We start from the raw sequence: 25565 nt of genomic DNA on the forward strand, positions 1-25565 counted from the left end.
CCGAAGTCTGTGCAGTACCTGTGGGAGCGGGTTTACCCGCGAAGAGGCCGGTACAGGCGGTATAAATGAAAACGCCCCGAACCAGTCGGGGCGTTTCACTTGCAGCAGCAGTGTCTTACTTGCCTTCCCAGCGCTTGAGCACCAGGGTGGCGTTGGTGCCGCCGAAGCCGAAGCTGTTGCTCATGACCGTGTCGATCTTGGCGTTTTCTTCGGTTTTGCGCAGTACCGGCAGGTCGGCGACTTCCGGGTCCAGCTCGTCGATGTTGGCGGAGCCAGCGATGAAGTTGTTTTCCATCATCAGCAGGCAGTAGATCGCCTCGTGCACACCAGCGGCGCCCAGCGAGTGGCCCGACAGGCTCTTGGTCGAGCTGATCTTCGGTGCCTTGTCGCCAAACACTTCGCGAACGCCCTTCATCTCGGCAACGTCACCGACCGGCGTCGAGGTCCCGTGAGTGTTCAGGTAGTCGATCGGGGTGTCGACAGTGGACAGTGCCTGCTGCATGCAGCGGATGGCACCTTCACCGCTCGGTGCGACCATGTCGTAGCCGTCGGAGGTTGCACCGTAGCCGACGATTTCGGCGTAGATCTTGGCGCCGCGGGCCAGGGCGTGTTCCAGCTCCTCGACCACGACCATGCCGCCGCCGCCCGCGATGACGAAACCGTCACGGTCAGCGTCGTAGGCGCGCGAAGCCAGTTCAGGGGTTTCGTTGCGCTTGGTCGACAGGGCGCCCATGGCATCGAACAGGAACGACTGGCTCCAGTGCTCTTCTTCACCACCGCCGGCGAAGACGATGTCCTGCTTGCCCCACTGGATCTGCTCCAGGGCGGTGCCGATGCAGTGCGCGGAAGTGGCGCAGGCCGACGAGATCGAGTAGTTGATGCCCTTGATCTTGAACGGGGTGGCCAGGCATGCCGAAACGGTGCTGCCCATGGTGCGGGTGACGCGGTATGGGCCGACGCGCTTGACGCCTTTTTCGCGCAGGGTGTCCAGCGCTTCCATCTGGTTCAGGGTCGAGGCGCCGCCGGAGCCGGCAACCAGGCCGGTACGCGGGTTGGACACCTGCTCTTCGGTCAGGCCGGAGTCCTTGATCGCGTCCTGCATCGCCAGGTAGGCGTAGGCAGCAGCGTGGCCGACGAAGCGGTAGACCTTGCGGTCGATCAGTTCTTCGAGGTTGAGGTCGATGGACCCGGAAACCTGGCTACGCAGCCCCATTTCCTTGTATTCCGGGTTGTAACGGATACCCGGACGGCTGTTGCGCAGGTTTTCGGTGACGGTAGCTTTGTCATTGCCCAGGCACGATACGATGCCCAGACCAGTGATAACGACGCGGCGCATGCGAATAACCCTTAGAAATTGTCAGTGGAGGTGAACACGCCGACCCGCAGGGCTTCGGCGGTGTAGATCTCGCGACCGTCGACGCTGACCGAGCCATCGGCGATGGCCATGTTCAGCTTACCCTTCAGGACGCGCTTGATGTGAATGTTGTAGGTGACTTTCTTGGCGGTAGGCAGCACCTGGCCGAAGAATTTCACTTCCCCCGACCCCAGCGCACGGCCACGGCCCGGCAGGCCTTGCCAGCCGAGGAAGAAGCCGACCAGCTGCCACATGGCGTCGAGGCCCAGGCAGCCTGGCATCACCGGGTCGCCTTCGAAGTGGCAGGCGAAGAACCACAGGTCCGGGGTGATATCCAGCTCGGCGACCAACTCACCTTTGCCGTACTTGCCGCCTTCTTCGCTGATATGGGTGATGCGATCGACCATCAGCATGTTCGGCGCGGGCAGTTGCGCATTACCTGGGCCGAACAGCTCACCGCGACTGCAGCGCAGCAGGTCTTCCCGAGTAAAGGCGTGTTGTTTGGTCATGCGAGCTCCTCAATAACCCCCTGTGGCAGGGGATGAATCTTCCCGGCCGACCCTTCTTGCTTCTGGGACGGCAGCCTACAGGTAGACTATTGCGTTGTGGTGAAAGTCACAGCGCACCTGGTGAAAGAAGTACAGGTGTGCACTGAAACGTCTATTTTCAGGTCCGAACAAGGTCCTGTCCAGTACTTAAGACTGCCGCACTTTAGCATTTATCGCCAGTCGCCGCTGTGCGGCCTGGTAACCAGCGCTGCAATACCCGCTGCAACTCGGTGCGGCGGAACGGTTTGCTCAGGTAATCGTTCATGCCGGCGGCCATGCAACGCTCGCGGTCGCCCTGCAAGGCATTGGCCGTCAGGGCGATGATCGGCAATTGGCCGCAGGCCGGCAACAGGCGGATACGCCGGGTGGCTTCGTAGCCATCCACTTGGGGCAGGCGGCAATCCATCAGCACTGCGGCAAACGGCTGCTGCCTTACCTGTTCCACTGCCTGTAGCCCGTCGTGGGCCACGCTGACGTCCATCCCCAGGCTACGTAACATGGCTTCGATGACGCTTTGATTGACCGGATTGTCTTCCACCAGCAGGATGCGCTTACCCACCTCAAGTGGCGCAATGCCCCCAGAGGCACCGGGCCGCGTTGCCGGCGTATCGATAGCCAGGGGCAGCGGCATTTCCAGGGTAAAGGTCGAGCCCAGCCCTTCGCGGCTTTCACCGCGCAGCTTGCCGCCCATGCGTTCGGCCAAGGTGCGGGCGATCGACAGGCCCAGGCCGGTGCCGCCATAGCGCCGCGAGATCGAGCTGTCAGCCTGCTGGAAGGCCACGAACATCATTTCCAGGCGTTCGCTGTCGATGCCGATGCCGGTGTCGCGCACGCTGCAGGTAAACCACAGCAATTGCCGGTCGAGCGGCTGCCAGCGTGCCTCGACCTGTACCTGGCCACGCTCGGTGAACTTCAGGGCGTTGCCGATCAGGTTGAGCAGGATCTGGCGAATCCGCGTCGGGTCACCAACCACCTGGGGCTGTGCGCCATCCGCTGGTAACTGCAGGTGCAGTTCCAGGCCGCGTTGCTGGGCGCTGTGCTGGAACGACTGCACGCTGCTGGTGATCAGCTCGCCCAGGTTGAAGTCGATGTGCTCGAGCTCCAGCGTGGTGCGTTCGATCCGCGAGAAGTCGAGAATGTCATTGATGACCTTCAGCAAATGCCCGGTGGACTCGCTGGCCACAGCCGTGTAATCGGCCTGTTCGCTGGTCAGCTGGGTGGTTTCCAGCAGTTGCAGCATGCCCAGCACGCCGTTCATGGGGGTGCGCAGTTCGTGGCTCATCATCGCCAGGAACTCCGACTTGGCGCCGTTGGCCTGTTCGGCTTCCTCACGTGCCTGGATCAACTGGGCGATGGCCTGCTTCTGTTCGGCGCTGGCCTGGTCCAGGGCGTTTGCCAGGTTGTTGATATGGCGCGCCAGGTGGCCCAGCTCGCTGTCGTCGACCACCGGCAGTGGCGCGTTGTATTCACCCTGCTGGATAGCCTTCACCGCATGGCTCATGTCGCTGATCGGTTTGGCCAGGCTCATGGCCAGACGACGGGCGAGGAGGAAGGTGAACAGCAACGCGAACAGCGCCAGGATGCCTGCCTTGATCACGATCTCCTGCTGGCGCTGACTGAACGCATCGTCGGACATGCCGACGATCACTCGGCCCAGGTAATCGTCGCCGATGGCCGGTGTTGGCGCTTTGCCCTGTTGCAGGAAGTCGCTGTCCAGGCGGATCTGCTGCAGGCGAATCGGCGCCTGGAACACCTCCACCTGCTGCGCACGGTTGTTGCTCTCGTCCTGCTGCTCGACGTACACCAATATATGGTTGCGGCTGTCTTGCACCTCGAGGAAGCGCACGTGGGGGATGCTCAGGGTGGCACGCATCAGGCCTTCGAGTACTTCATTGTTACCGGATATGACCCCGTACTCGGAGGCGGGCGCCAGCTGGTTGGCAATCAGTTGCCCGGTGTGGTTCAGCTCCTGGCGCAAATCCTGGATCCGCACGAAGGTGAAGAAGCTGATCAACAGCAAGGTCAGCAACAGCGCCGGGCCCAGGCTGATGATCTGGGTGCGGGTGTGGATGTCCCAGCTCAGGCGTTTGCTCATGGGGTGGGTTCTCCTGCGGCCAGGGCCTTGGCAGTGGCGTTCGGATCGATCGGTTCAAGGCCCAGGGCGCGTGCCACCTGCTGGTTGCCGCTGACGCCGTAGTGCGCCGGGTACAGGCTGCGCGGCCAGCGCGCCGGTGATTGGTCGAGCAACTGGTCCAGCACAGCCAGCCAGTCATCCTGGTCGCTGTAGGTGCTGGCCAGGGCGCCGGCACGGACGAAGCCGGCATTCGGGCCGATCAGTGCCATTTGCCGGCCATAGCTGCTGAGCAGCAGGTTCTTTGCCGTTTTCGGGTTGTATAGCTCGGGGTCGTCGAGGGCGAGCAGCACGTCGCTGTTGCCCAGCAGGTGCTGCAAGGGGCGGCTGTCGCGCTGGTCCGGCCAGTCCTGGGCGACGATTTCCAGGCCCAGCGGGCGTGCCGCCTGGCGCAGTTCGTCGAGCAGAAAATGGCTGTGCTCACCGTACAGCACGCCAATGCGCCGGGCTTGGGGTAACAGGTAGCGGGCCAGGCGCAGTTGCCGGGCCATGGGCGGGTCGCTCCACAGCAGGGTCAGGTACGCGGGGCGCGACTTTCCCAGGCGTTGTTCAGCCTGTACTCGGCTGATGCGCATGGCCAAGGCAGGCGGCCCATTGCTTTCAGCCAGGCGCCACTCCAGTGCGGCGTTGTCGAGCAGCACCAGGCGCACGTCAGCCTTGAGCTGGCCTGGCCGGGCCAGCTCGGCGACGCTCTGGAAGCGCACCTGGTCATGGCTGCGGCGGGCTTGCAGCGCTTCGACGAAGCTGCGCACGCCTGGCTGGTCTTCGCCGCCGACCAGCAGGATTTCGCTGGCGGACAGCGAACCCAGCGGCCACAGGCAGAACAGCAGCAGGCGCAGCAGCCGGGCCATCAGAACTCCAGCTCCGCGCTGACGCTCAGGCGGTGGCGGCTGTCATAACGGTTCTGAATCGATGTGGTCGGTTCGTCGTTCAGGCGTTGCTGCCAGAGCGCGGCCAGTTCCAGGTTGCTGCCTTCGATGCGAAAACGCTTGGCCACGCGCAGGTCGAGGCGCTCGTAACGGTACTGGTTGAGCGCATCGTCGCCGTAGTAGAACAGCGCGCTGGACCAGCCTTCGCCCCATTCGCGCATCCACCCGGCCGAACCACTGTTGCGGGCGGTGTTGGCGCTGTCGGCGGGGTTGCTGGCCCAGGCATCGACATAGGCATAGGTCAGGCGCAGGCGATCGCGTGGCGCCAGGTGCCAGTCGAACTGTGCTTCGCTGCCGGTAAAGCGGGCCTTGTTGGCGTTGCTGGCGATGTACTGATTGTTCTTCAGGGGCTCGCTGATCATTCCGGTGATCTCGTCATAGAACACCTTCACATCCATGTTCAGGTCGATGTCGCTGAAGTAGCCGTTGTAACCCAGCTCGCGCGAGCGCATGCGCTCCTGATCGAGGTCGCCCGGGCCGCGCGTCTTGACGAAGTATTCGGCATTGCGCTGGCCGAACGCTGCGGGGTTCAGGTTCTTGACCGTGTAGCTCCAGTTGACGTTGTTCTCGAACATGTCCGGCGAGCGCACGGCCTCGGAGTACACCGCGCGCAGGCCGTGGCGTGGCGTGATCAGGTAGTTGACCGCCATGCGCGGGGTCAGCGAGCTGCCGGAAAGGCGCGAATCCTCGAGCATCGCACCACCCTGGAGAATCCAGTGCTCATCGGCGCGCCATTCCAACTGGCCGAACAGGCGCCAGGTCTGGTCGTCGATGCTGCCGTTGAAGTAAGTCTGCGAATCGGCGCGATCATAGCGGTAGTTCATGCCGCTGAGCAGGCGCACGCTGTCGGTCAGGCTCAGGGTGTCCTGGATTTCCAGGTCGTAGCGGGTTTCTCGGGTGCTCTGGTCGACATCGCCACACACCACGTTCTTGCCACCCTGGTTGTTCCACTGGTCTTTGATCGCATCGACCAGCGCCTGTTCTTCGGGGTTGCTGCTGCTCGGCGGGTTGTTCGCCCCACGGGCGACCTTTTCGGCGAAGTCGGGGTTCATCTGCCACAAGCGGGTCAGCTCGGGGCTGAACGACAGCGCCGCATCGCAGGCGCGCCAGACCTGCTGACGGTCGAAATGCTGCGCCGAGCCCTGCACATACAGGCTGTGCTCGGGGTTGAAATCGATGTTCCAGCGTACTGAGCCGGCGTAGTCCTTGGCGTTGACGTCGGCGTTGTCACCGGTCTGGGTGACGTAGGGGAATACCGGCTGATACGTATACGGCCGCTGGTTGCTGCCTTCTTTGGCCGCCAGTTGCCATTCCAGGGTCTGGTCCGGTGCCAGGACGTGGCTGACACTGAGGTTGAAGCGGTTCAGGCGGCGGCTGTCGCGGTAGTCCTGGCCGAACTGGTTTTCGTCGAAGCCGTCGTCCTGCTGGCCGGACACCGACAGGCGCAGGTCGCCACCGTCCCAGCCGAAACCGTGGCTGAGGTAGTAGTCGTTGATGCCGTCCTGGCCGCGGGTCAGTTTCATCCGTGTACCGTGGCTGTCGGCCGGGTTGCGGGTGAGGATGTTGACCACCGCCATCAGTGCGTTGGCGCCATAGCTGACGGTGTTGGGGCCGCGGAATACCTCGATGCGCTCGATGTCCTCGATGGCCACCGGGATGTCGCTCCAGTCGACCGTGGCCAGGCCGGCACGGTATACCGAGCGGCCGTCGATCAGTACCTGCATGCGCCGTGCTTCGTTGACGTTGCTGCCGTGGTAGTTGACGGTCGGCTGGTTGCCGGCGCCATAGCCGATCATCATCCCGGGTACCAGGCGCAGCAATTCGGGGATGTCGCGGGCGCCGCTGGCGCGGATCAGTTCGTTATCAAGCACGGTCATGCTGCCGGGCACCGCCGCCGGGGATTGTTTCAGGCGCGTGGCGGTCAGAACCTGCGGCAGGTCCGTGTTGTCGATGAACATGTCGTCGGCCATGGCCGAGCCACCGAGCAATGCGGTCAGCAGCAACAGGCGAGGGTAGGGGGGCGGGCCAGGGAACACAGGACAGCCTTGTCTCAGAGTTGAAACAGGCATGGTAACTGACCGGGAAGGTTTTGCCAGTGGCCTGGGTTCGAATTGCCTGCGCGCGATCACACAGGCACCAGAAATACCATGGCGAACCCGAATCAGCCCCGGCACTGGCTCTGTAGCAGGCGCGCCGTATAATGGCTTGGTCGCCACTTAACTTATGGCTTTAACGGATTGAATATGACTGAACAGCACCCTGTTGCAGTTCTGGGAGGCGGCAGCTTCGGCACCGCCGTGGCGAACCTGCTGGCCGAGAATGGCGTGCCGGTGCGCCAATGGATGCGCGACCCTGAGCAGGCCGAGGCGATGCGGGTCAACCGCGAGAACCCGCGCTACCTCAAGGGCATCCGCCTTCAGGACGGTGTCGAGCCGGTCAACGACCTGCTGGCCACCTTGCAAGCCAGCGACCTGATCTTTGTCGCGTTGCCGTCGAGTGCCCTGCGCAGCGTATTGGCGCCGCATGCCGAATTGCTGCGCGGCAAGTACCTGGTCAGCCTGACCAAGGGCATTGAAGCGCAGAGCTTCAAGCTGATGAGCCAGATCCTTGAAGAAATCGCGCCTGAGGCCCGCATTGGCGTGCTGTCCGGCCCCAACCTGGCCCGCGAGATTGCCGAGCACGCGCTGACCGCCACCGTGGTCGCCAGTGAGGACGAGCAATTGTGCCAGCGGGTGCAGGCTGTGCTGCACGGGCGCACCTTCCGCGTCTATGCCAGCAGCGACCGCTTCGGCGTCGAACTGGGCGGTGCACTGAAGAACGTCTACGCGATCATTGCCGGCATGGCCGTCGCCCTGGGCATGGGCGAGAATACCAAGAGCATGCTGATCACCCGTGCGCTGGCCGAGATGACCCGCTTTGCTGTGAGCCAGGGCGCCAACCCCATGACCTTCCTCGGCCTTGCCGGTGTCGGTGACCTGATCGTCACCTGCTCATCGCCCAAAAGCCGCAACTATCAAGTCGGCCACGCACTGGGCCAGGGCCTGAGCCTGGAACAGGCGGTCAGCCGCCTGGGCGAAGTGGCCGAAGGGGTCAATACGCTCAAGGTGCTCAAGGCCAAGGCCCAGGAAGTGCAGGTCTACATGCCGCTGGTGGCCGGCCTGCACGCCATCCTGTTCGAAGGCCGCACACTGAACCAGGTGATCGAGCACCTGATGCGCGCCGAGCCGAAGACCGACGTCGATTTCATTTCCATCAGTGGTTTCAATTGAGCGAAGGAGCAGCACATGAACGATACACCCGAGCGCGCCCAGCGCGAGTCGATCATCCTGCGGGTGCTGTGGATGCTGGTGTTCCTGGTGGTCTGGCAACTGGCCGAGCTGCTGCTCGGCGGCCTGGTGCTGGTGCAACTGATCTATCGCCTGGTCTATGGCGCACCGAGCGCCAGCCTGATGAACTTCGGTGACAGCCTCAGCCAGTACCTGGCGCAGATCGGCCGCTTCGGCACTTTCCATACTGACCAGAAACCCTGGCCGTTCGCCGATTGGCCGGCAGCACGTGCACCGGAAGGCGAGGCGCCCCACGCCGTGGCCCCGGCCGCGCACCCGGTGCGCGACGAGGAGCCCAAGCTGTGAAGCTGTGGGTGCTGCGCCATGGCGAGGCGGAACCGCGCGCCAACACCGACGCCGAGCGGCGCCTGACCGGCCATGGCCGCGAGCAGGTGCTGCACAGTGCTGCGCGGCTGCTTGGCCAGCCGTTGCAGGCGATCATTGCCAGCCCGTACGTACGTGCGCAACAGACGGCCGCTTTGGTGCATGACACCCTGGGCTTCGCCGATCCTGTGCGCACCGTACCGTGGCTGACACCCGACAGCGATGTGCGGCAGGTGATCGGCGAGATCGAGCGTCTGGGCCTGGAGCACGTACTGCTGGTCAGCCATCAGCCACTGGTGGGGTCGCTGGTCGGCATGCTGGAGCATGGCCATCTGCAGCAGCCAGCGCCAATGAGCACCGCCAGCCTGGCGGAGCTGGAGGGCGACTGGCCGCTGGCGGGGCTGATGGCATTACGCGCGCTCAACGTCCCTGACTGAGCTGGAGCAACTGGTATTATTGCCACTTGCGAACGAGCTGTTGCGCTCCCTGGATCTGCAGCCCACGATTGAACACGCGCAGAACAACGACCGGCTCGATTTCGCCCAGTACAGCCTGCTGCGCGAGGCTGCCGACGCCAAGCTCCATCACCTGATGGGCAGAATTCGCAACAGGGTCGAGCAGCGGCCGCTGGATACCCTCCATGTCAAGCAGGACCTGCACGCGCTGCAGCAATCCTGCCTGCGCAGGTCTCACCTGCTGCAAACCCGTTGCCTGGCCTTGCGCCGCCTGCAGCTCGACCTTCAGGACCAAGGCCTGGCCCGCGAGGCGCGGGAAAGCCAGATTGCCTACATGCAGGCCTGTCTGCGCCGTTCGCTGGCCAGTTTCGACGAGTCGGCATGACCTGATTGCCCTTGGCGATGACATTTACAGACGTTGCCGAGTGCCAGCGCGATGCCGACAATGGGCCATCATCTCCCGTCCGGACCAGGCGCCATGTCGCAGCAGATCTTCTTCGCCCATGCCAACGGTTTTCCCTCGGCCACCTACGGCAAGCTATTCGCCGCCCTGGCGCCGGATTACCAGGTCAGTCACCTGGCCCAGCATGGCCATGACCCGCGCTTTCCGGTGGACGACAACTGGCAGAACCTGGTCGATGAACTGCTGCATCACCTGGCGCAGCAGGAGGCGCCGGTCTGGGGCGTCGGCCACTCGCTGGGTGGCGTGCTGCATCTGCATGCCGCCTTGCGTCGGCCCGACCTGTACCGCGGATTGGTGATGCTCGACTCCCCGGTCCTGACCCGTGCTGACCAATGGCTGCTGCGCACAGCCAAGCGCTTTGGCTTCATCGACCGTATCACCCCGGCTGGCCGTACCCTCGGCCGGCGTGAAGCCTTCGCCGACCGTGACAGCGCGCGCGACTACTTTGCCAGCAAGTCGCTGTTCCGCCACTTCGACCCTGATTGCCTGGAGGCCTACCTCGAACATGGCCTGCAGGTGGCCGAGCAGGGGTTGCGCCTGCGTTTCGACCCAGCCACGGAAATCAGCATCTACCGCAATATCCCCCACGCCAGCCCGGCGCCAGCGCGCCAGTTGCAGGTGCCCTTGGCGATGGTGTGTGGCGAGCGCAGCACTGTCATCCGCCGCCACCATGCATTGGCGGTGCGCGGCATGCCCCGGGGTGAATACCACAGTGTGCCCGGTGGGCACATGTTTCCGCTGGAGCGGCCGACCGACACGGCCAGCCTGATCAAAGGCCTGTTCGACCGCTGGAGCCAGGCATGAGCGCCCAGGTCGAGGAAGTCCGCCTGAGCCTGGGCCATATCGAACTGGCTGCGCACCTGTTCGGCCCGGCGGACGGCCTGCCGGTGATCGCCCTGCACGGTTGGCTGGACAACGCCAATAGTTTCGCCCGCCTGGCACCGCAGTTGAAGGGCTTGCGCATCGTCGCCCTCGATCTGGCCGGGCACGGTTATTCCGAGCATCGCCCGTTGGGCGCGGGTTACGCCCTGGCCGATTACGCCCACGATGTGCTGAGGGTTGCCGAACAACTCGGCTGGCAGCGTTTTGCCCTGCTTGGGCATTCGTTGGGGGCGATCATATCGGTGCAGCTGGCCGGTGCCTTGCCAGACCGGGTCAGCCATCTGGCCTTGATCGACGGTGTCATTCCGCCCACCGGCGCCGAGCAGGATGCCGGCGAGCGCCTGGGCATGGCCTTGCAGGCTCAACTGCGGCTGGACGGCAAGCGCAAGTCGGTTTACGCGAGCCTGGAGGAGGGCGTGCAGGCGCGCATGAAGGGCATGGTTGCGGTCACTCGGGAAGCCGCCGAGCTGCTGGCCCAGCGCGGCCTGATGCCGGTGCCCGGTGGTTACAGCTGGCGCAGCGACAGCCGCCTGACCCTGCCATCGCCAGTGCGCCTGAGCCAGGCCCAGGCCATGGCCTTTGTGCGGCGGGTGAGCTGCCCGGCCAGCCTGGTGGTGGCCGCCGACGGCATGCTGGCGCGCCACACCGAACTGCTGGAGCAGCTACCCTTTGAGCAGACGCTGCTGCCCGGCGGGCATCACCTGCACCTTAACGACGAACAGGGCGCGGCCCTTGTCGCAGACTGTTTCAATCGCTTCTTTGGCTTTGCTTGACTTGCACCGGACAAGTGTCGAGGCTTGGCGGGTTGAACAGGGAGACAACCATGCAACTGCCAGACATCCTGGAGCTTCAACCCGGCGCGCTGCGCCGCATGGGTCGCCGATGAGCGCGCCCGTTTCCATCCGTACTGCCTTCGCCGCCTGCCTAGTGCTGGCCAGCCCCTTGCTGTGGGCCGGCAGCCTGCCGGTGCCGGTGGACGCCAAGGTGGTCGACCAGCGCCCGGCCGTGGAGCAGGAACGTGTCTACCCCATGGGCCCGTTGCGCAAGATCAGCGGCCGCCTGCGCGTCGAAGACAAGGTCGAAAGCCGAGGCCAGGTCAGTTCGGTCACCTATGAGCTGCCAGTCGAGCGCAGCGCCCGCGAAGCCTTCACCAGTGCCCGCGAAACGCTGCAGCAGGAGGGCGGCTACCCGCTGTTCTGGTGCCAGGGCCGCGACTGCGGCGAAGGCAGCCTGTGGGCCAACGATGTGTTCGCCAATGCCCGGTTGAATGGCGGCGACGAGCAGCAGGCATTTATCCTCCTGCGCCGCTCGGCCGAGGAGGCCGACACCCTGGTCGCGCTGTACAGCGTCACCCGTGGCAACCGCCGCGCCTACCTGCATGTGGAAGAGTTCGTCGCCAGCAGCCCGCTGGGTGAAATACTGCCCACCGCCGCCACAGTGCTGCGTGAAATGCGCGACACCGGCAAACTCGACTACCCTGACCTGGCTGCGCCACGGGACAGCTGGGTGACCTTGCTGGCGCGCAGCCTGAACCTCGACAGTACCCTGCGCGCCAGCCTGAGCGGTGCCCAGGCCGGGGCCTGGCGCGAACAGCTGGTCAAGGCTGGCGTGCGTGACGGCCGGCTTGAAGTCGGCGATGCGCCCACCGAGGGCCTGCACCTGGAACTGATTCGTTGAGTGAGCGCCACCATGGCCAATAATGACCGCCTGCTGATCCAGATTCTGCTGCTGGCGCTGCTCGGTGCCGCCCTGTGGGTCATGGCACCGTTCATTTCCGCGTTGTTGTGGGGCGCGATCCTGGCCTTCGCCAGCTGGCCATTGATGCGCCTGCTGACGCGTGCGCTCGGTGGGCGTGAAACGTTGGCTGCCAGCCTGCTGACCACGGCCTGGATCCTGATCGTCGCCTTGCCGCTGGTGTGGCTGGGCTTCAACCTGGCCGACCACATCCGCGACGCCACCGCCTTTGTGCGTGACGTGCAGGTCGATGGCCTGCCCGATGCACCTGACTGGCTTGGCGGCATTCCTTTCGTTGGCGAGCGCCTGGTCAGCTGGTGGCAATCACTCGACCAGCAAGGCGCTGCCTTGCTGGCATCGGTGAAACCTTACCTGGGGCAGGTCGGCAACTGGTTGCTGGCGCGCAGTGCTCAGATCGGCAGTGGCGTGCTGGAGCTGACCCTGAGCCTGGTGTTCGTATTCTTCTTCTACCGTGACGGGCCGCGCCTGTCGGCATTCGTGCTGCGCCTGCTGAACCGGCTGGTGGGCGAGCGGGCCGATTACTACCTGGAGCTGGTGGCCGGAACCGTGCAACGGGTGGTCAACGGCGTGATCGGCACGGCGGCGGCCCAGGCCCTGCTGGCGTTGATCGGCTTCCTGATCGCCGGGGTGCCTGGGGCAATCGTGCTGGGGCTGGTGACCTTCATGCTCAGCCTGATCCCGATGGGGCCACCGCTTGTGTGGATCCCGGCGACCGGCTGGCTGGTATGGAAGGGCGAGTATGGTATGGCGGTGTTCCTCGGCATCTGGGGCACCTTCGTCATCAGCGGCGTGGACAACGTGCTCAAACCGTACCTGATCAGCCGCGGCGGCAACCTGCCGCTGGTGATCGTGCTGCTCGGCGTGTTCGGCGGGTTGATCGCCTTTGGCTTCATCGGCCTGTTCATCGGCCCGACCTTGCTGGCGGTCGGCTACAGCCTGCTGCTGGACTGGAGCCGCAATTCGGCGCAGTCCCAGCAGTGAGCCTGCACTGGCCTTCTCGCGGGTAAACAAGCTCCCACAGGATCGCCATAGCCTTTGAATTCGGTGCGGCCTCTGTGGGAGCGGGTTTACCCGCGAAGAGGTCAATGCAGGCATTCAACAAACCTCATCTTTACGCATTCTTTATTCCCATCCCCACCCCCTGATCTCGCCCCTTTACGCCTCTTCCTCGGACAATTCCCTCAAAGCGGTCAACGCCGCACCACGGGGGAGTTCCACTCATGTACATGCTCGACGGTCTGTCACTGCTGCTGGCAGTGGCGTTGGCGGTTTACCTGCTGGTGGCGCTGCTGCGCGCCGATCGCAGCTAGGGAGCGGCCATGCACAGTTACGATTACGCTTTGCTAGTGGTCTTTTTCGCCATCGTGCTGTTGCCGGCACCGTGGCTCGGGCGCTTCTACTACAAGGTCATGGAAGGGCAGCGCACCTGGCTGACGCCTGTACTGGGCCCGCTGGAGCGGCGCTGCTACAGCCTGGCTGGCGTGCGTGCCGACCAGGAGCAGAACTGGAAGCAGTACACCCTGGCCCTGCTGGCCTTCAACCTGGCGGGCTTTGTGCTGCTGTTCGCGGTGCTTCTGCTGCAAGGCTACCTGCCCCTCAACCCGCAGCACCTGCCCGGCCAGGAATGGTCGCTGGCATTCAACACGGCGGTGAGCTTCGTCACCAACACCAACTGGCAGGCCTACAGCGGCGAGGCGTCGGTCAGCTACCTGAGCCAGATGCTCGGCCTGACCGTACAGAACTTTGTCAGTGCCGCCACCGGCCTGGCCGTGCTGGTTGCCCTGTGCCGTGGCATCGCTCGCCGCTCCACCACCGACCTGGGCAATTTCTGGGTCGACATGACCCGCGCCACCCTCTACGGCCTGCTGCCGTTGTGCCTGCTGCTGTCACTGCTGCTGGTCTGGCAGGGCGTGCCACAGACTTTCGCCGACTACGCCCACGCTGTCACCCTGCAGGGCGCTGACCAGACCATCCCGCTGGGCCCGGCCGCCAGCCAGATCGCCATCAAGCAATTGGGCACCAACGGTGGCGGCTTCTTCGGTGTCAACTCGGCGCACCCGTTTGAGAACCCTACGGCCTGGAGCAACCTGTTCGAGGTGGCCTCGATCATCCTGATTCCGGTGGCGCTGGTGTTCACGTTTGGTCACTACGTCAAGGACCTGCGCCAGAGCCGCGCAATCATCGCCTGCATGCTCGGCCTGTTCCTGCTCGGCGGCGCCACTGCGTTGTGGTCGGAACACCAGCCGAATCCGGCACTGGAAAGCGCCCAGGTGCAGCAGAGCGCGCCCATGGAAGGCAAGGAAAGCCGCTTTGGCACCACCGGCTCGGTGCTGTGGACAGTGACCACCACGGCGGCCTCCAACGGTTCGGTAAACACCATGCATGACAGCCTCAACCCCCTGACCGGCATGGTCGCGATGGTCAACATGATGGTCGGCGAGGTGATTTTTGGCGGCGTCGGTACCGGGCTCTACGGCATGTTGCTGTTCGTGCTGATTGCCGTGTTCCTGGCTGGCCTCATGATCGGCCGCACGCCGGAATACCTCGGCAAGAAGTTGCAGGCGCGTGAGGTACAGCTACTGGTGGCAACCCTGCTGGTGATGCCGGTTGGCGTGTTGGTGCTCGCCGCCATCGCCGCCAGCTTGCCTGGGCCGGCAGGCGCGGTGAGCAACCCGGGCGCCCACGGTTTCAGTCAGCTGCTGTACGCCTATACCTCGGCCACCGCCAACAACGGCTCGGCGTTCGCCGGGTTTGGCGCCAACACGGTGTACCACAACGTGATGATCGGCCTGGCCATGCTGATCGGCCGCTTCGGTTACATCCTGCCGATCCTGGCGTTGGCCGGCAGCCTCGCAGCGAAGAAGAGCGCCCCCCAGGGTAGCAACAGTTTCCCCACCCACGGTCCGCTGTTCGCCAGCCTCTTGCTGGTGACCATCCTGCTGGTCGGTGGCCTGACCTTCCTGCCGACCCTGGCCCTCGGGCCGATCGCCGAACAACTGAGCCTGGGTTTCTGAGGAATCATCCATGAACATGCCCATTCCTGAAGTGAAAGCCTCGCGCAGCGCCAAGGACCAGACCCGCTTCGCGGCGCTGTGGCGCCCGGCGCTGGTGCAGGCCTTCGTCAAGCTTGACCCGCGCCAGCTCAAGCGTGCGCCTGTGATGCTGGTGGTCGCCCTGACGGCGATTCTCACCACCGTGCTGTGTTTCGCGCCCGGCAATGGCGTCAGCACGGGCGTCGCCGCGCAGATCGCCCTGTGGCTGTGGTTCACCGTGTTGTTCGCCAACTTCGCCGAGGCCCTCGCCGAAGGCCGGGGCAAGGCCCGCGCCGACAGCCTCAAGGCCGGAAGCCAAGGGCTGACTGCGCAGCGCCGCACGCGCGATGGCAGTTTTGAAAGCGTCCCTGCCACGGCACTGCGCAAGGACGATGTGGTGCGCGTGGTGGCCGGTGAGATGATCCCCGGTGACGGCGAGGTGCTCGAAGGCATCGCGGCGGTCAACGAAGCGGCCATCACTGGCGAATCTGCGCCTGTCATTCGTGAATCCGGCGGCGACCGCTCGGCCGTTACCGGCAACACTCGGCTGGTCTCGGATTGGCTGCTGATCCGCATCACCAGCAACCCCGGCGAGTCGACTCTGGACCGCATGATCGCCTTGGTCGAAGGCGCCAAGCGGCAAAAGACTCCCAACGAAATCGCCCTCGATATCCTGTTGATCGGCCTGACCCTGATCTTCCTGATCGTGGTGGTGACCCTGCAGCCGTTCGCCCATTTTGCCGGCGGCAGCCTGCCGTTGATCTTCCTCGCCGCGCTGCTGGTGACGCTGATCCCCACCACCATCGGCGGCCTGCTCTCGGCCATCGGCATCGCCGGCATGGACCGCCTGGTGCGCCTGAACGTGATCGCCCGCTCCGGCCGTGCGGTGGAGGCGGCCGGCGACGTTCATACGCTGATGCTCGACAAGACCGGCACTATCACCTTCGGCAACCGCCGCTGCAGCGCGCTGCACGCCGCCCAGGGCGTGACCGCCAAGGAACTGGGGGAGGGCGCATTGCTCGCCTCGCTGGCCGACGATACCGCCGAGGGCAAGTCGATCGTCGAGTACCTGCGCCAGCTGCACGATTTCATCGAGCCTTCGCCCGGGCAGTACCAGGCGATCGCCTTCAGCGCCGAGACGCGCCTGTCGGGTATCGATTTCCAGCAGCACCGCTACCGCAAGGGGGCCGTCGACGCGGTGCTGGCCTTCGTCGGCATGCAGCGCCTCGACCTGCCAACCGCTTTGGCGCGTGAAGTGGAGCGCATCGCCCAGAGCGGTGGTACCCCCCTGTTGGTGTGCGTCGACAAGCGTCTGCTTGGCGTGATTCACCTCAAGGATGTGGTCAAGCCGGGCATTCGCGAGCGTTTCGCCGAACTGCGCAAGCTGGGCATCCGTACCGTGATGGTGACCGGCGACAACCCGCTGACCGCTGCAGCCATCGCTGCCGAAGCCGGGGTAGACGATGTGCTCGCCGAGGCCACGCCAGAGAAGAAGCTGGCGCGCATCCGCCAGGAGCAGAACGACGGCCGCCTGGTGGCCATGTGCGGCGACGGCGCCAACGACGCCCCGGCGCTGGCCCAGGCGGACGTCGGCATGGCCATGAACGATGGTACCCAGGCGGCGCGCGAGGCAGCCAACATGGTCGACCTGGACAGCGACCCGACCAAACTGCTGGATGTGGTGCAGGTGGGCAAGGAACTGCTGGTGACCCGTGGGGCATTGACCACTTTTTCCATTGCCAACGACGTGGCCAAGTACTTCGCCATCCTGCCGGCGCTGTTCGCCGCCATCTATCCGCAGCTGGGTGTGCTCAACCTGATGCACCTGGCCAGCCCGCAGAGCGCGATTCTTTCGGCCATCGTGTTCAACGCGCTGATCATCATCGTGCTGATCCCGCTGGCGCTGCGCGGTGTGCGCGTGCAGGCCGCGAGCGCGGCGCACCTGTTGCGGCGCAACCTGCTGATCTACGGGCTGGGTGGCATCATCGTGCCGTTCGCGGGGATCAAGCTGATCGACCTGTTGCTCAATGCCTTGCATCTGGTCTGAGGAGGCCATCATGAACAGTTACGTACGCCCGGCGTTGAGCCTGATCCTGCTGATGACCTTGGTCACTGGCGCGCTGTACCCGTTGGCGGTGACCGGGGTTGCCCAGCTGGCATTTCCCGAGCAGGCCAATGGCAGCCTGGTGCGCGATGCAGGCGGTCAGGTACGTGGTTCGGCCCTGATCGCCCAGGATTTCCAGGGTGATGGCTGGTTCCACTCGCGGCCCTCGGCGGGGGCATTCGCCACCGTGGCCAGCAGCGCGAGCAACCTGGCACCGAGCAACCCGGCATTGGCCGAGCGGGTCAAGGGCGATGCTGCGGCACTGTACCAGGCGCCGCTGGGGCCGGTGCCCCAAGCGCTGCTGACAACCTCGGGCAGTGGCCTGGACCCGCACTTGCCACCAGAAGCGGTGGCCTACCAGATTCCTCGGGTGGCGGCGGCGCGCCAGGTGCCGGTGGAACGCTTGCAAGCCTTGTTGGAAGAGGCCACCCTCCACCCATTGATCGGACCGCCGGTGGTCAATGTACTGGCACTGAACCAGGCACTTGAGCAACTGAGTCGCTGATACCAAACTGCCCTCGACCCCTGTAGGAGCGGCCTTGTGTCGCGAAAGGGCTGCGAAGCAGCCCCAGCATTCTCAGCACTGATGCTGAGAACCTGGGGCCGCCTTGCGGCCCTTTCGCGACACGAGGCCGCTCCTACAAGGCATGAGATGCCCCCAGAAGGACGAAACATGAGTGACTCCACTCGCGCAGACGCGCTGTTGGCCTCCCTCCCACGCAGCGGTCGCGGTCGGCTCAAGGTGTTCCTCGGCGCCGCCCCCGGCGTCGGCAAGACCTTTGCCATGCTGCAGGCCGCCCACGCCCAGCAACGCCAGGGCGTGCAGGTGCTGGCCGCAGTGGTCGAAACCCACGGCCGCGCCGAGACCGAAGCGTTGCTCGGCGGCCTGCTCCAGCAGCCCCTGCTGCGCAGCGAATACCGCGGCGTCACCCTTGAAGAAATGGACCTCGACGGCCTGCTCCAGGCCGCTCCGACCCTGGCTCTGGTCGATGAACTGGCCCACACCAACGCCCCCGGCAGCCGCCACGCCAAACGCTGGCAGGACGTGCAGGAGCTGCTCGCCGCCGGCATCGACGTGTACACCACGGTCAACGTCCAGCACCTGGAAAGCCTCAACGATCAGGTCCGCGGCATTACCGGGGTGCAGGTGCGCGAAACCCTGCCGGACTGGGTGCTGCAGGAAGCCTTCGAGCTGGTGCTGATCGACCTGCCGCCGCGTGAGCTGCTGGAGCGCCTGCGCGAAGGCAAGGTGTATGTGCCGGAGCAGGCGCGGGCCGCCATCGACGCCTACTTCTCGCAAACCAACCTGACCGCCCTGCGCGAATTGGCCATGCAGACCGCCGCCGCCCAGGTCGACGCCGACCTGGCCCACGGTTACCGCCTGCGGGGCGAAGCGGCGCCGGCCTTGCGTGGGCGCCTGCTGGTGGGCGTGGATGGCGACGAGCAGGCCGAACGCCTGGTGCGCCATGCCAGCCGCGTTGCCCAGCGCCGCCACCTGCCGTGGAGCCTGGTACATGTCGACAACGGCCGGCTGCGTGACGAAGCTGCCCGTCAGCGCCTGCAGGCGGCCCAGCAACTGGCCGAACGCCTGGGGGGCGAGGTGGTGCTACTGCGCGCCGGTGAGGTGGCGCGGACCTTGATCCAGCACGCCAGCGAGCGTCGTGCCAGCCTGGTACTGGTCGGTCAGTCCCGTGACCGCCTGCGCCGGCGCCTGTTCGGTGCCGGGGTCGCCACCCGGCTGCTGCGCGAAAGCCATGGCCTGGAGATCAATGTGCTCGACCGCGACAGCCAGGCCCGCCCGGCTCGTGCGGCGGTCAGCCGGGTGTGGGTCTGGCGCCATTACCTGCTCGCGCTGCTGGCTACGGTGCTGGCTGCCGGCCTGGCCTGGGGCGTGTCGAGCGTGCTGGCGTTACCCAACATCTCGCTGGTGTTCCTTGCCGCCGTGCTGCTGGTGGCCGTGCGCAGCAGCCTGGGCCCGGCGCTGGCCTGCGCGGTGCTGTCGTTCCTGAGCTACGACTTCCTGTTCATTCCGCCGAATTTCTCGTTCAGCATCCAGCGCGAGGAAGACGTGCTGACGCTGGTGTTCTTCCTGCTCATGGCGGCGCTCACCGGTAACCTCGCGGCCCGCCAGCGCAGCCAGCTGCAGGCCCTGCGGGAAACCCAGGCGCAGACCAACCAGTTGCTCGACCTGTCGCGCCGGCTGACCGTGGCTACCGACCGCCAGGCGGTGTTCAATGCGGCCGGCCGACACCTCAATGGCTGGAAGGAGGTGCAGGTGTGCCTGCTGGAGCGCAACAGCGAAGGCCTGCTGCAACTGGCGAGTGGCGAAGCACAGGCCTTGAGCGACAACGAGCGTGCCGCCGCCGAGTGGGCCTGGCAGCACGGCCAGGCCGCTGGCCATGGCAGCGACACATTGCCCAATGGCCGCTGGTGGTGGTGGCCACTGGCGGTTGACGATCAACCCTTGGCCCTGCTCGGCGTGCGCCCGCGTTCCGGCGAACCGCTGAGCGCCCAGCGCCGGCGCCTGTTGATGGCCCTCGGCCAACCTCTGGCCCAGGCCCTGGCCCGTGCCCGGCTGGCTGAACAACTCGAAGCCGCCCGCCTGCACGGCGAAACCGAGCAACTGCGCAGCGCCTTGCTGGCCTCGGTATCCCACGACCTGCGCACCCCGCTGACAGCCATGCGCGGCAGCATCGACAGCCTGCTGGCGCTGGGCGAGGCGATCCCCGTCGAAGACCGTCGTGAGCTGCTCGAAGGCACGCGTAACGAAGCCGAACGCCTGGACCGCTACATCCAGAACCTGCTCGACATGACCCGCCTTGGCCACGGCGGCCTCAAGCTTGCCCGCGACTGGGTTGCCCCCGCTGACATCGTCGGCAGCGCCCTCAACCGCCTTCGCGCTGTGCTGGCGCCGTTGCGCGTGCACACCGACGTGCCGGCGGAGCTGCCGCTGCTGTTCGTGCACGCCGCGTTGATCGAGCAGGCGCTGATCAATGTGCTGGAAAATGCCGCACGCTTCTCGCCCTCACAAGGCCGCCTGGAGCTGCAGGTATCGGTGCACGACGCGCAGTTGCACTTTGCTGTCAGCGACCAGGGGCCCGGCATCCCGGTGGCCGAACGCGAGAAGATCTTCGACATGTTCTACACCGCTGCCCGTGGCGATCGCGGCGGCCAGGGCACGGGCCTGGGCCTGGCGATCTGCCAGGGCATGATCGGTGCCCACGGTGGGCAGATCGTGGTTGGCGAAGGCATCGATGGCCATGGCACCTGCATCACTCTATGCTTGCCGCTGCCCCAGCAACCTGAAGCCGAAAGCGAAACCCCATGAGCCAGTCCGCCACTTTGTTGGTCATCGACGATGAACCGCAGATCCGCAAGTTCCTGCGTATCAGCCTGAGCTCCCAAGGCTACAAGGTGATCGAGGCCGCCACCGGCAGCGAAGGGCTGGCCCAGGCTGCGCTGGCCAAGCCCGACCTGGTGGTGCTCGACCTCGGCCTGCCTGACATGGACGGCCAGCAAGTGCTGCGTGATCTGCGCGAGTGGAGTGCGGTGCCGGTGCTGGTGCTATCGGTGCGGGCCAGCGAGGTGCAGAAGGTCGATGCGCTCGATGGTGGCGCCAATGACTATGTGACCAAGCCTTTCGGCATCCAGGAGTTCCTTGCCCGGGTGCGCGCGTTGTTGCGCCAGGTGCCGCAGTCGGGCGGCAGCGAAGTGACGGCCAGCTTCGGGCCATTGGTGGTGGATTTCGCCTTTCGCAAAGTGACGCTGGATGGTGTGGAGGTCGCACTGACGCGCAAGGAGTACGCATTGCTGGCGCAACTGGCCGGGCACCCGGGGCGGGTGATTACCCAGCAGCAACTGCTCAAGGACATCTGGGGGCCAACCCATGTCGACGATACCCACTACCTGCGGATCGTGGTGGGGCATTTGCGGCAAAAGCTCGGCGATGACCCGACAGCGCCGCGGTTCATCATTACCGAGGCAGGGGTGGGGTATCGGCTAGTAGCCCCCGCTTCGATCTGACTACTTGACGCGGTCCGTGTAGGAGCGGCCTTGTGTCGCGATAGGGCCGCAAGGCGGCCGCTCGATTTCAGCTGTTAATCACAATTTGCCGGGGCTGCTCTGCAGCCCTTTCGCGACACAAGGCCGCTCCTACAAGGACCGCGCCGTTTCAGGCCCTGGGTGGTTCTTTCTCGAACAGCTGGCGCATCACTTCCAGGTAGCGCCTGGCACCCAAGCCCAACGGCCGTGGCTTCAGCCAGATGATGTCAACCCACAACCGCAAGCGGCTGGCCATGTTGTCAAAACGCACCTCGGCCAGCGCACCCGAGGCAATCAACGGCTCCACCAGTGGCTGTGGCAAGTAAGCCCAGCCCAGGCCGGACTGCACAAGGTCGAGCGTGGCCAGGTAGCTGTCGGTCAACCATATGCGCCGTGACAGCACCATGCGCGGGTCCGAGCCGGTCGCCTTGCCCGAGGCTACGATGATCTGCCGCTGTTCGGCAAACGCTTCCTCAGGCAGCGGCGTACCACTGTTGTTGCCTGCGGGGTGGCGTGGCGAGGCTACGGCCACCAGCAGCTGGCTGCCGGCTTCGAGAAAGGACTCGCGCTCATCGATCCCGGGCCGTTCGAACACCAGCGCCAGTTGCACGCTGCCTTCATGCAGCAAGCGCACCGCCTCGGTCTGGGTCGCCGAGCGCACCTCGATCTCCAGGCTGGGAAATTCCTTCGCCAGGGTTTCCAGCGGCTGGCTCCAGCGGCCGGTCTGCAGCTCTGGGGCCATGGCGATGGTCAGGCGCTTCTCCAGCCCCTGGTGCAGTTGCAGGGCCTGGGCATCGAGCAGGTTGAGCTGGCAGATCACCTGCCGCGCCTGCGGTTCCAGGGCCAGGGCGGCGCTGGTGGGCAGGGCTTTGCGTGTGGCCCGGTCGAACAAAACCAGGTCCAGCTCTGCCTCCAGCTGCGCGATGGCCATGCTCACGGCAGACGGTACACGCCCCAACTTGCGCGCGGCGGCAGAGAACGAACCCGCCTCCAGCACGGCGAGGAAAATTGCCAGTGAGTCGCTGCTGAAGGCCATGTCCGCAAACCTGAGGAAGAGGCCGGAAAGTATGAACACTCGCCGGCCTGGTTGACAGCCCTCTTACAGGCCTTCGCCCAGCACCCGGTCGATGCTGTCGACGAAGTAGTCGACGCTCGCTCGGGTGGTGCACATCGGCGGCTTGATCTTGAGGATGTTCAGGTAGTCGCCGGTTGGCTGCATGAAGATGCCCAGCTCGCGCAGGCGGTCGCACAGTGCCATGGTTTCCTCGGTGGCCGGCTCCAGGGTTTCACGGTTACGTACCAGCTCCAGTCCCAGGTAGAAGCCTGAGCCATGGGCCGCACCGGCCAGCGGATGTTTGTCGACCAGTGCCTGCAGGCGCGCCTTGAAATAGCGCCCGGTTTCGCGGGCATTGTCCCACAGGCCTTCTTCCTGCATCACGTCCAGCACTGCCATGCCGATGCGGCAGCTGACTGGGCTGCCACCGGCCGAGGAGAAGAAATAGCCCTCGGCCTCCAGTGCTTCGGCGATCTCACGGCGGGTGATGACCACGCCCAACGGCTGGCCGTTGCCCATGCCCTTGGCCATGGTGATGATGTCCGGCACCACGCCCTGTTCCTCGAAGCCCCAGAAATACTCGCCCAGGCGGCCATAACCGACCTGCACCTCATCGGCGATGCACACGCCACCGCGGGCGCGGACCTTGGCATACGCTTGGCGCAGGTAACCGGCCGGTAGCGAGATGCCCCCGGCATTGCCGTAGACCGGCTCGCAGATGATGCCGGCCAGCTGGCGGCCACGGGCGTCGAGGTCGGCCAGCTTGGCGTCGACGTCGCGCAGGTAGCCGGCGGCTGTGTCGGCGCCGCGCAAGCGACCGCGGAAGGTGTTGGGTGCCTCCACCGGGTGCACCCAGTCCGGGCGGGTTTCCAGGGCCTGCGGGTTGTCGGCGATGGAGGTGGAAATGGCATCGGTGGCCACCGACCAGCCGTGGTAGGCCTCCAACACGCTGAGCAGGTCGCGGCCACCGCTGTAGGCCCAGGCCAGGCGGATCGCCAGGTCGTTGGCCTCGGTGCCGCTGTTGACCATGAATACCCGGTCGAAGCCTTCGGGTGCGAGGTCGAGCAGGCGCTCGGAGAACTCGGTGATGGCGGCGTAATGGAAGCGCGAGTTGGTGTTGAGCAGCGACCACTGGCGCGCCGATTCGGCCACCATGCGCGGGTGGCCGTGGCCCAGCACGGCGACGTTGTTGAGCATGTCCAGGTACGAGCGGCCCTGCAGGTCGATCAGGTAGTTGCGCCAGCCGCGTTCAATCTGCGGTGGTTGCGCGTAGTAGTGTTTCTGCGAGCGGGCGAAGCTGGCATCGCGACGGGCCAGCAGGGCCTGTGGATCGGGCAACGGTTCGGCATCGCAATCGAAGCCCAGCAGCGCGGCGGGCGACGGGCACACGGCCAGCCAGGCTGCAGCCTGGGAAGGTGTGGCGAAGAACGGCGGCTGAGTGTGGGTGTCGAGGCACAGCTGGACACTGAGCAAGCCGCAGCTGCTGCCCAGGGTTTGCCCTTTGGCCACGGCCTGGCCATCTGCCGGGGCATCTTCCAGGCCGTGCAACCACACGGCCCAGTGTGGCGTGCGCAGGCAGCCACGGCCGTCGCCGTGACGTTGCCAGATGCCCGCCTCGGGGGCTTGAACCGGGCTGCCATTGGGTACATGCAGCTCTACGCCCAGCGCGCAGGTTGCCGGTTCTTCGGGGCGATCAATATGGGTTTGTGACAGGCGATACTGGCCGTGCAGGGTACAGGCAGGCGCCGGTTGCGAGCTCAGCAGGTGCCGGTCGAAGCCCGGCTGTTCCCAGTTGCCGGCTTCGCAGTGCGCGCTGAGCACACCCAGATCGACCCGGCAGACCGGCTGCCCGGCCAGTTCAGGGAGCAGCGGCGCACAGCCTGTCAGGTCGGCTGAGGCGGCCGGCAGGCCGGCCGCCTGGAGAATGGCCGCCTCCATCAAGGCGAATGGCACGGCCGTGGCGGTATCGAAGATCTCCCATTCATGGGCGACGTTGTCGCGGGTGTACTGGTTGTCCGGGTCCACGGCCAATTGCTGCGCGCTGCTCAGCACCAGCACTGCCGCACGGTTCAGTACCAGCGGCCACAAGGCGCGCAGCTCGGTCTCGGTCAAGGGGTTGAGGGCCTGGTAGGCGTTGACTGCCGGCAGGATGCGCAGCGGGTCGCCTTCGGCGTGGTGCAGCAGCGCTGCGCAGGTCACCGAGAGGTCGGCGATGCGCCAGGTGCGCGACAGGTCGCCGAAGTCGATCACGCCCTGCAGTTGCCATTGGCGCTGGTCGTCGCGGGCCCACACGGTGTTGTCGTCGGTGATGTCCAGGTGCACGGCCTGGGTCGGCAGCTGCTGCGCCAAGGGGGCCAGGCGCTCGCTGGCCAGGCGCGCGGCTTGCGCGATGCGGGCGCGTTGCGCGGCGTCCTGCAGCACCGGCAGCAGGTGCTCGATCAGCGCCTGGGCATGCTGCGGGTCCCATTGCAGTGTGCGTTCAAGGCCTGGGTGGTCGAAGTCGACCAGGGCCTTGTCGAGCCGCGCGCACAGCTTGCCCAGTTCGGCCATCAGGCGCGGCGGCATGTGTTTGAGGCGGGTCAGTGGCTGGCCGTCGATGTAGTCGAGCAGGCGAACTCGCAGGGGGTGCCCGTCGATGTCCACTGCCAGCAAGGTTTCGCCACTTTGCGCAGTTTGCACGGCGGGCACTGGCAAGCCCTGCTCACGCAGGTAGGCCAGGGCGGCATGCTGCGCCTGCAGTTCGACCTGGGCGTAGCTGCCGTGGCAGGCCTTGAGTACGAAGCGCCCTTGCGCCGCGTCCACGCGCAAGTTCAGGTCCTGCTGGCTGCCCAGTGCCGTCAAGTCGCCATCCAGGTCGTAGTGGGTTTGCAGCAGCGCGTGCGCCTGAGCTTCGCTGAGCGATGGGCTGGGCAGGGCGGAACGCTGGATCAGCGTGTCGAGGGCAGGGGAGGCGGGCTGTTGTTGTTGGCTGGACATGGGGGCTACCGTTGCTGCTGGGTCTTGGATGCGCAGAATCTATTCCCGATCTGGCTGATGATGAAAGACGATAGTGATCAGTTTTTTTGATGAGCGATAGTGCTGGGCATGACCTTTGGTTTGATATTTGCGTATAGGAAGCATTAACATTCGCGTGTTATTTCCCATTTCGCGCTATCAGGACTTGCACA

At 65.3% G+C, this 25565-nt stretch carries 21 protein-coding genes; 14 read left to right on the forward strand and 7 right to left on the reverse strand.

Annotation, left to right across the window (positions count from 1 at the left end; translation table 11 throughout):
• Positions 1 to 115: 115 nt before the first annotated feature.
• The 5 genes from fabB to H040_RS25020 all read right to left on the reverse strand — a co-directional run bounded on the left by fabB (position 116) and on the right by H040_RS25020 (position 7031).
• A complete protein-coding gene (gene fabB, locus H040_RS25000) occupies positions 116 to 1336 on the reverse strand; it encodes a beta-ketoacyl-ACP synthase I (protein WP_027919058.1) in 1221 nt (406 codons plus the stop codon).
• Positions 1337 to 1347: 11 nt separating this feature from the next.
• Positions 1348 to 1863: a 3-hydroxyacyl-[acyl-carrier-protein] dehydratase FabA gene (fabA, locus tag H040_RS25005; RefSeq protein ID WP_012315334.1), complete on the reverse strand. Its 516-nt coding sequence runs from the start codon at positions 1861 to 1863 to the stop codon at positions 1348 to 1350.
• Positions 1864 to 2065: 202 nt separating this feature from the next.
• Complete coding sequence (locus H040_RS25010; protein ID WP_027919059.1) at positions 2066 to 3997, reverse strand: ATP-binding protein; 1932 nt, start codon at positions 3995 to 3997, stop codon at positions 2066 to 2068.
• Positions 3994 to 4884, reverse strand: coding sequence for an ABC transporter substrate-binding protein (locus tag H040_RS25015; RefSeq protein WP_027919060.1), 891 nt, complete (start codon positions 4882 to 4884; stop codon positions 3994 to 3996). The genes H040_RS25010 and H040_RS25015 overlap by 4 nt, the downstream gene beginning before the upstream one ends.
• Positions 4884 to 7031 carry a TonB-dependent receptor plug domain-containing protein gene (locus H040_RS25020; RefSeq protein ID WP_177326698.1) on the reverse strand — a complete coding sequence of 716 codons (2148 nt, stop codon included), beginning with the start codon at positions 7029 to 7031 and terminating at the stop codon, positions 4884 to 4886. Before H040_RS25020 ends, H040_RS25015 begins: the two co-directional genes overlap by 1 nt.
• 174 nt (positions 7032 to 7205) lie before the next feature.
• On the opposite strand from H040_RS25020, the gene H040_RS25025 reads away from it, so the two are divergent.
• The 14 genes from H040_RS25025 (at position 7206) to H040_RS25090 (ending at position 21326) form a co-directional block, all read left to right on the forward strand.
• On the forward strand, positions 7206 to 8231 hold the full coding sequence (locus tag H040_RS25025) for an NAD(P)H-dependent glycerol-3-phosphate dehydrogenase (RefSeq protein ID WP_027919062.1): 1026 nt from the start codon (positions 7206 to 7208) through the stop codon (positions 8229 to 8231).
• 15 nt (positions 8232 to 8246) lie between these two features.
• Positions 8247 to 8594 carry a DUF4389 domain-containing protein gene (locus H040_RS25030; protein ID WP_027919063.1) on the forward strand — a complete coding sequence of 116 codons (348 nt, stop codon included), beginning with the start codon at positions 8247 to 8249 and terminating at the stop codon, positions 8592 to 8594.
• Positions 8591 to 9049, forward strand: coding sequence for a phosphohistidine phosphatase SixA (gene sixA / locus H040_RS25035; protein ID WP_027919064.1), 459 nt, complete (start codon positions 8591 to 8593; stop codon positions 9047 to 9049). The genes H040_RS25030 and sixA overlap by 4 nt, the downstream gene beginning before the upstream one ends.
• Before the next feature lie 19 nt (positions 9050 to 9068).
• Positions 9069 to 9452, forward strand: coding sequence for a hypothetical protein (locus H040_RS25040; RefSeq protein ID WP_033696219.1), 384 nt, complete (start codon positions 9069 to 9071; stop codon positions 9450 to 9452).
• A gap of 93 nt (positions 9453 to 9545) precedes the next feature.
• Positions 9546 to 10334: an alpha/beta fold hydrolase gene (locus H040_RS25045; RefSeq protein WP_027919066.1), complete on the forward strand. Its 789-nt coding sequence runs from the start codon at positions 9546 to 9548 to the stop codon at positions 10332 to 10334.
• Positions 10331 to 11185 (forward strand): alpha/beta hydrolase, encoded by an 855-nt coding sequence (locus tag H040_RS25050; protein WP_027919067.1) that lies wholly within the window; start codon positions 10331 to 10333, stop codon positions 11183 to 11185. Before H040_RS25045 ends, H040_RS25050 begins: the two co-directional genes overlap by 4 nt.
• A gap of 109 nt (positions 11186 to 11294) precedes the next feature.
• A complete protein-coding gene (locus H040_RS25055; protein WP_027919068.1) occupies positions 11295 to 12089 on the forward strand; it encodes a DUF4892 domain-containing protein in 795 nt (264 codons plus the stop codon).
• 12 nt (positions 12090 to 12101) lie between these two features.
• Positions 12102 to 13148: an AI-2E family transporter gene (locus H040_RS25060; protein WP_027919069.1), complete on the forward strand. Its 1047-nt coding sequence runs from the start codon at positions 12102 to 12104 to the stop codon at positions 13146 to 13148.
• 239 nt (positions 13149 to 13387) lie between these two features.
• Positions 13388 to 13477 carry a K(+)-transporting ATPase subunit F gene (kdpF, locus tag H040_RS25065; protein WP_033696222.1) on the forward strand — a complete coding sequence of 30 codons (90 nt, stop codon included), beginning with the start codon at positions 13388 to 13390 and terminating at the stop codon, positions 13475 to 13477.
• 9 nt (positions 13478 to 13486) lie between these two features.
• A complete protein-coding gene (kdpA, locus tag H040_RS25070) occupies positions 13487 to 15181 on the forward strand; it encodes a potassium-transporting ATPase subunit KdpA (protein ID WP_027919070.1) in 1695 nt (564 codons plus the stop codon).
• A 10-nt stretch (positions 15182 to 15191) separates the two neighbouring features.
• On the forward strand, positions 15192 to 17246 hold the full coding sequence (gene kdpB, locus H040_RS25075; protein WP_027919071.1) for a potassium-transporting ATPase subunit KdpB: 2055 nt from the start codon (positions 15192 to 15194) through the stop codon (positions 17244 to 17246).
• Positions 17247 to 17256: 10 nt separating this feature from the next.
• Positions 17257 to 17808, forward strand: a complete 552-nt coding sequence (gene kdpC, locus H040_RS25080; RefSeq protein ID WP_027919072.1) for a potassium-transporting ATPase subunit KdpC — start codon at positions 17257 to 17259, stop codon at positions 17806 to 17808.
• Positions 17809 to 17976: 168 nt separating this feature from the next.
• Positions 17977 to 20631 (forward strand): sensor histidine kinase, encoded by a 2655-nt coding sequence (locus H040_RS25085; protein WP_027919073.1) that lies wholly within the window; start codon positions 17977 to 17979, stop codon positions 20629 to 20631.
• On the forward strand, positions 20628 to 21326 hold the full coding sequence (locus H040_RS25090) for a response regulator (RefSeq protein WP_027919074.1): 699 nt from the start codon (positions 20628 to 20630) through the stop codon (positions 21324 to 21326). Before H040_RS25085 ends, H040_RS25090 begins: the two co-directional genes overlap by 4 nt.
• A 148-nt stretch (positions 21327 to 21474) precedes the next feature.
• On the opposite strand, the gene H040_RS25095 is transcribed toward H040_RS25090, so the two are convergent.
• Together H040_RS25095 and H040_RS25100 are read right to left on the reverse strand one after the other, a co-directional pair.
• A complete protein-coding gene (locus H040_RS25095) occupies positions 21475 to 22380 on the reverse strand; it encodes a LysR family transcriptional regulator (RefSeq protein ID WP_027919075.1) in 906 nt (301 codons plus the stop codon).
• 63 nt (positions 22381 to 22443) lie between these two features.
• Entirely contained in the window at positions 22444 to 25374 is a 2931-nt protein-coding gene (locus H040_RS25100; RefSeq protein WP_027919076.1) for an aminotransferase, read from the reverse strand.
• Positions 25375 to 25565 lie beyond the last annotated feature (191 nt).

Origin of the sequence: Pseudomonas sp. URMO17WK12:I7 (genome assembly GCF_003269045.1) — a bacterium.
GTDB classification, from domain to species: Bacteria; Pseudomonadota; Gammaproteobacteria; order Pseudomonadales; family Pseudomonadaceae; genus Aquipseudomonas; species Aquipseudomonas putida_J.

Coding starts and splice junctions, on each gene's coding strand:
- fabB (WP_027919058.1), bottom strand. CDS start 1,336: ATGCGCCGCGTCGTTATCACTGGTCTGGGCATCGTATCGTGCCTGGGC.
- fabA (WP_012315334.1), bottom strand. CDS start 1,863: ATGACCAAACAACACGCCTTTACTCGGGAAGACCTGCTGCGCTGCAGT.
- H040_RS25010 (WP_027919059.1), bottom strand. CDS start 3,997: ATGAGCAAACGCCTGAGCTGGGACATCCACACCCGCACCCAGATCATC.
- H040_RS25015 (WP_027919060.1), bottom strand. CDS start 4,884: ATGGCCCGGCTGCTGCGCCTGCTGCTGTTCTGCCTGTGGCCGCTGGGT.
- H040_RS25020 (WP_177326698.1), bottom strand. CDS start 7,031: ATGCCTGTTTCAACTCTGAGACAAGGCTGTCCTGTGTTCCCTGGCCCG.
- H040_RS25025 (WP_027919062.1), top strand. CDS start 7,206: ATGACTGAACAGCACCCTGTTGCAGTTCTGGGAGGCGGCAGCTTCGGC.
- H040_RS25030 (WP_027919063.1), top strand. CDS start 8,247: ATGAACGATACACCCGAGCGCGCCCAGCGCGAGTCGATCATCCTGCGG.
- H040_RS25045 (WP_027919066.1), top strand. CDS start 9,546: ATGTCGCAGCAGATCTTCTTCGCCCATGCCAACGGTTTTCCCTCGGCC.
- H040_RS25050 (WP_027919067.1), top strand. CDS start 10,331: ATGAGCGCCCAGGTCGAGGAAGTCCGCCTGAGCCTGGGCCATATCGAA.
- H040_RS25055 (WP_027919068.1), top strand. CDS start 11,295: ATGAGCGCGCCCGTTTCCATCCGTACTGCCTTCGCCGCCTGCCTAGTG.
- H040_RS25060 (WP_027919069.1), top strand. CDS start 12,102: ATGGCCAATAATGACCGCCTGCTGATCCAGATTCTGCTGCTGGCGCTG.
- kdpF (WP_033696222.1), top strand. CDS start 13,388: ATGTACATGCTCGACGGTCTGTCACTGCTGCTGGCAGTGGCGTTGGCG.
- kdpA (WP_027919070.1), top strand. CDS start 13,487: ATGCACAGTTACGATTACGCTTTGCTAGTGGTCTTTTTCGCCATCGTG.
- kdpB (WP_027919071.1), top strand. CDS start 15,192: ATGAACATGCCCATTCCTGAAGTGAAAGCCTCGCGCAGCGCCAAGGAC.
- kdpC (WP_027919072.1), top strand. CDS start 17,257: ATGAACAGTTACGTACGCCCGGCGTTGAGCCTGATCCTGCTGATGACC.
- H040_RS25085 (WP_027919073.1), top strand. CDS start 17,977: ATGAGTGACTCCACTCGCGCAGACGCGCTGTTGGCCTCCCTCCCACGC.
- H040_RS25090 (WP_027919074.1), top strand. CDS start 20,628: ATGAGCCAGTCCGCCACTTTGTTGGTCATCGACGATGAACCGCAGATC.
- H040_RS25095 (WP_027919075.1), bottom strand. CDS start 22,380: ATGGCCTTCAGCAGCGACTCACTGGCAATTTTCCTCGCCGTGCTGGAG.
- H040_RS25100 (WP_027919076.1), bottom strand. CDS start 25,374: ATGTCCAGCCAACAACAACAGCCCGCCTCCCCTGCCCTCGACACGCTG.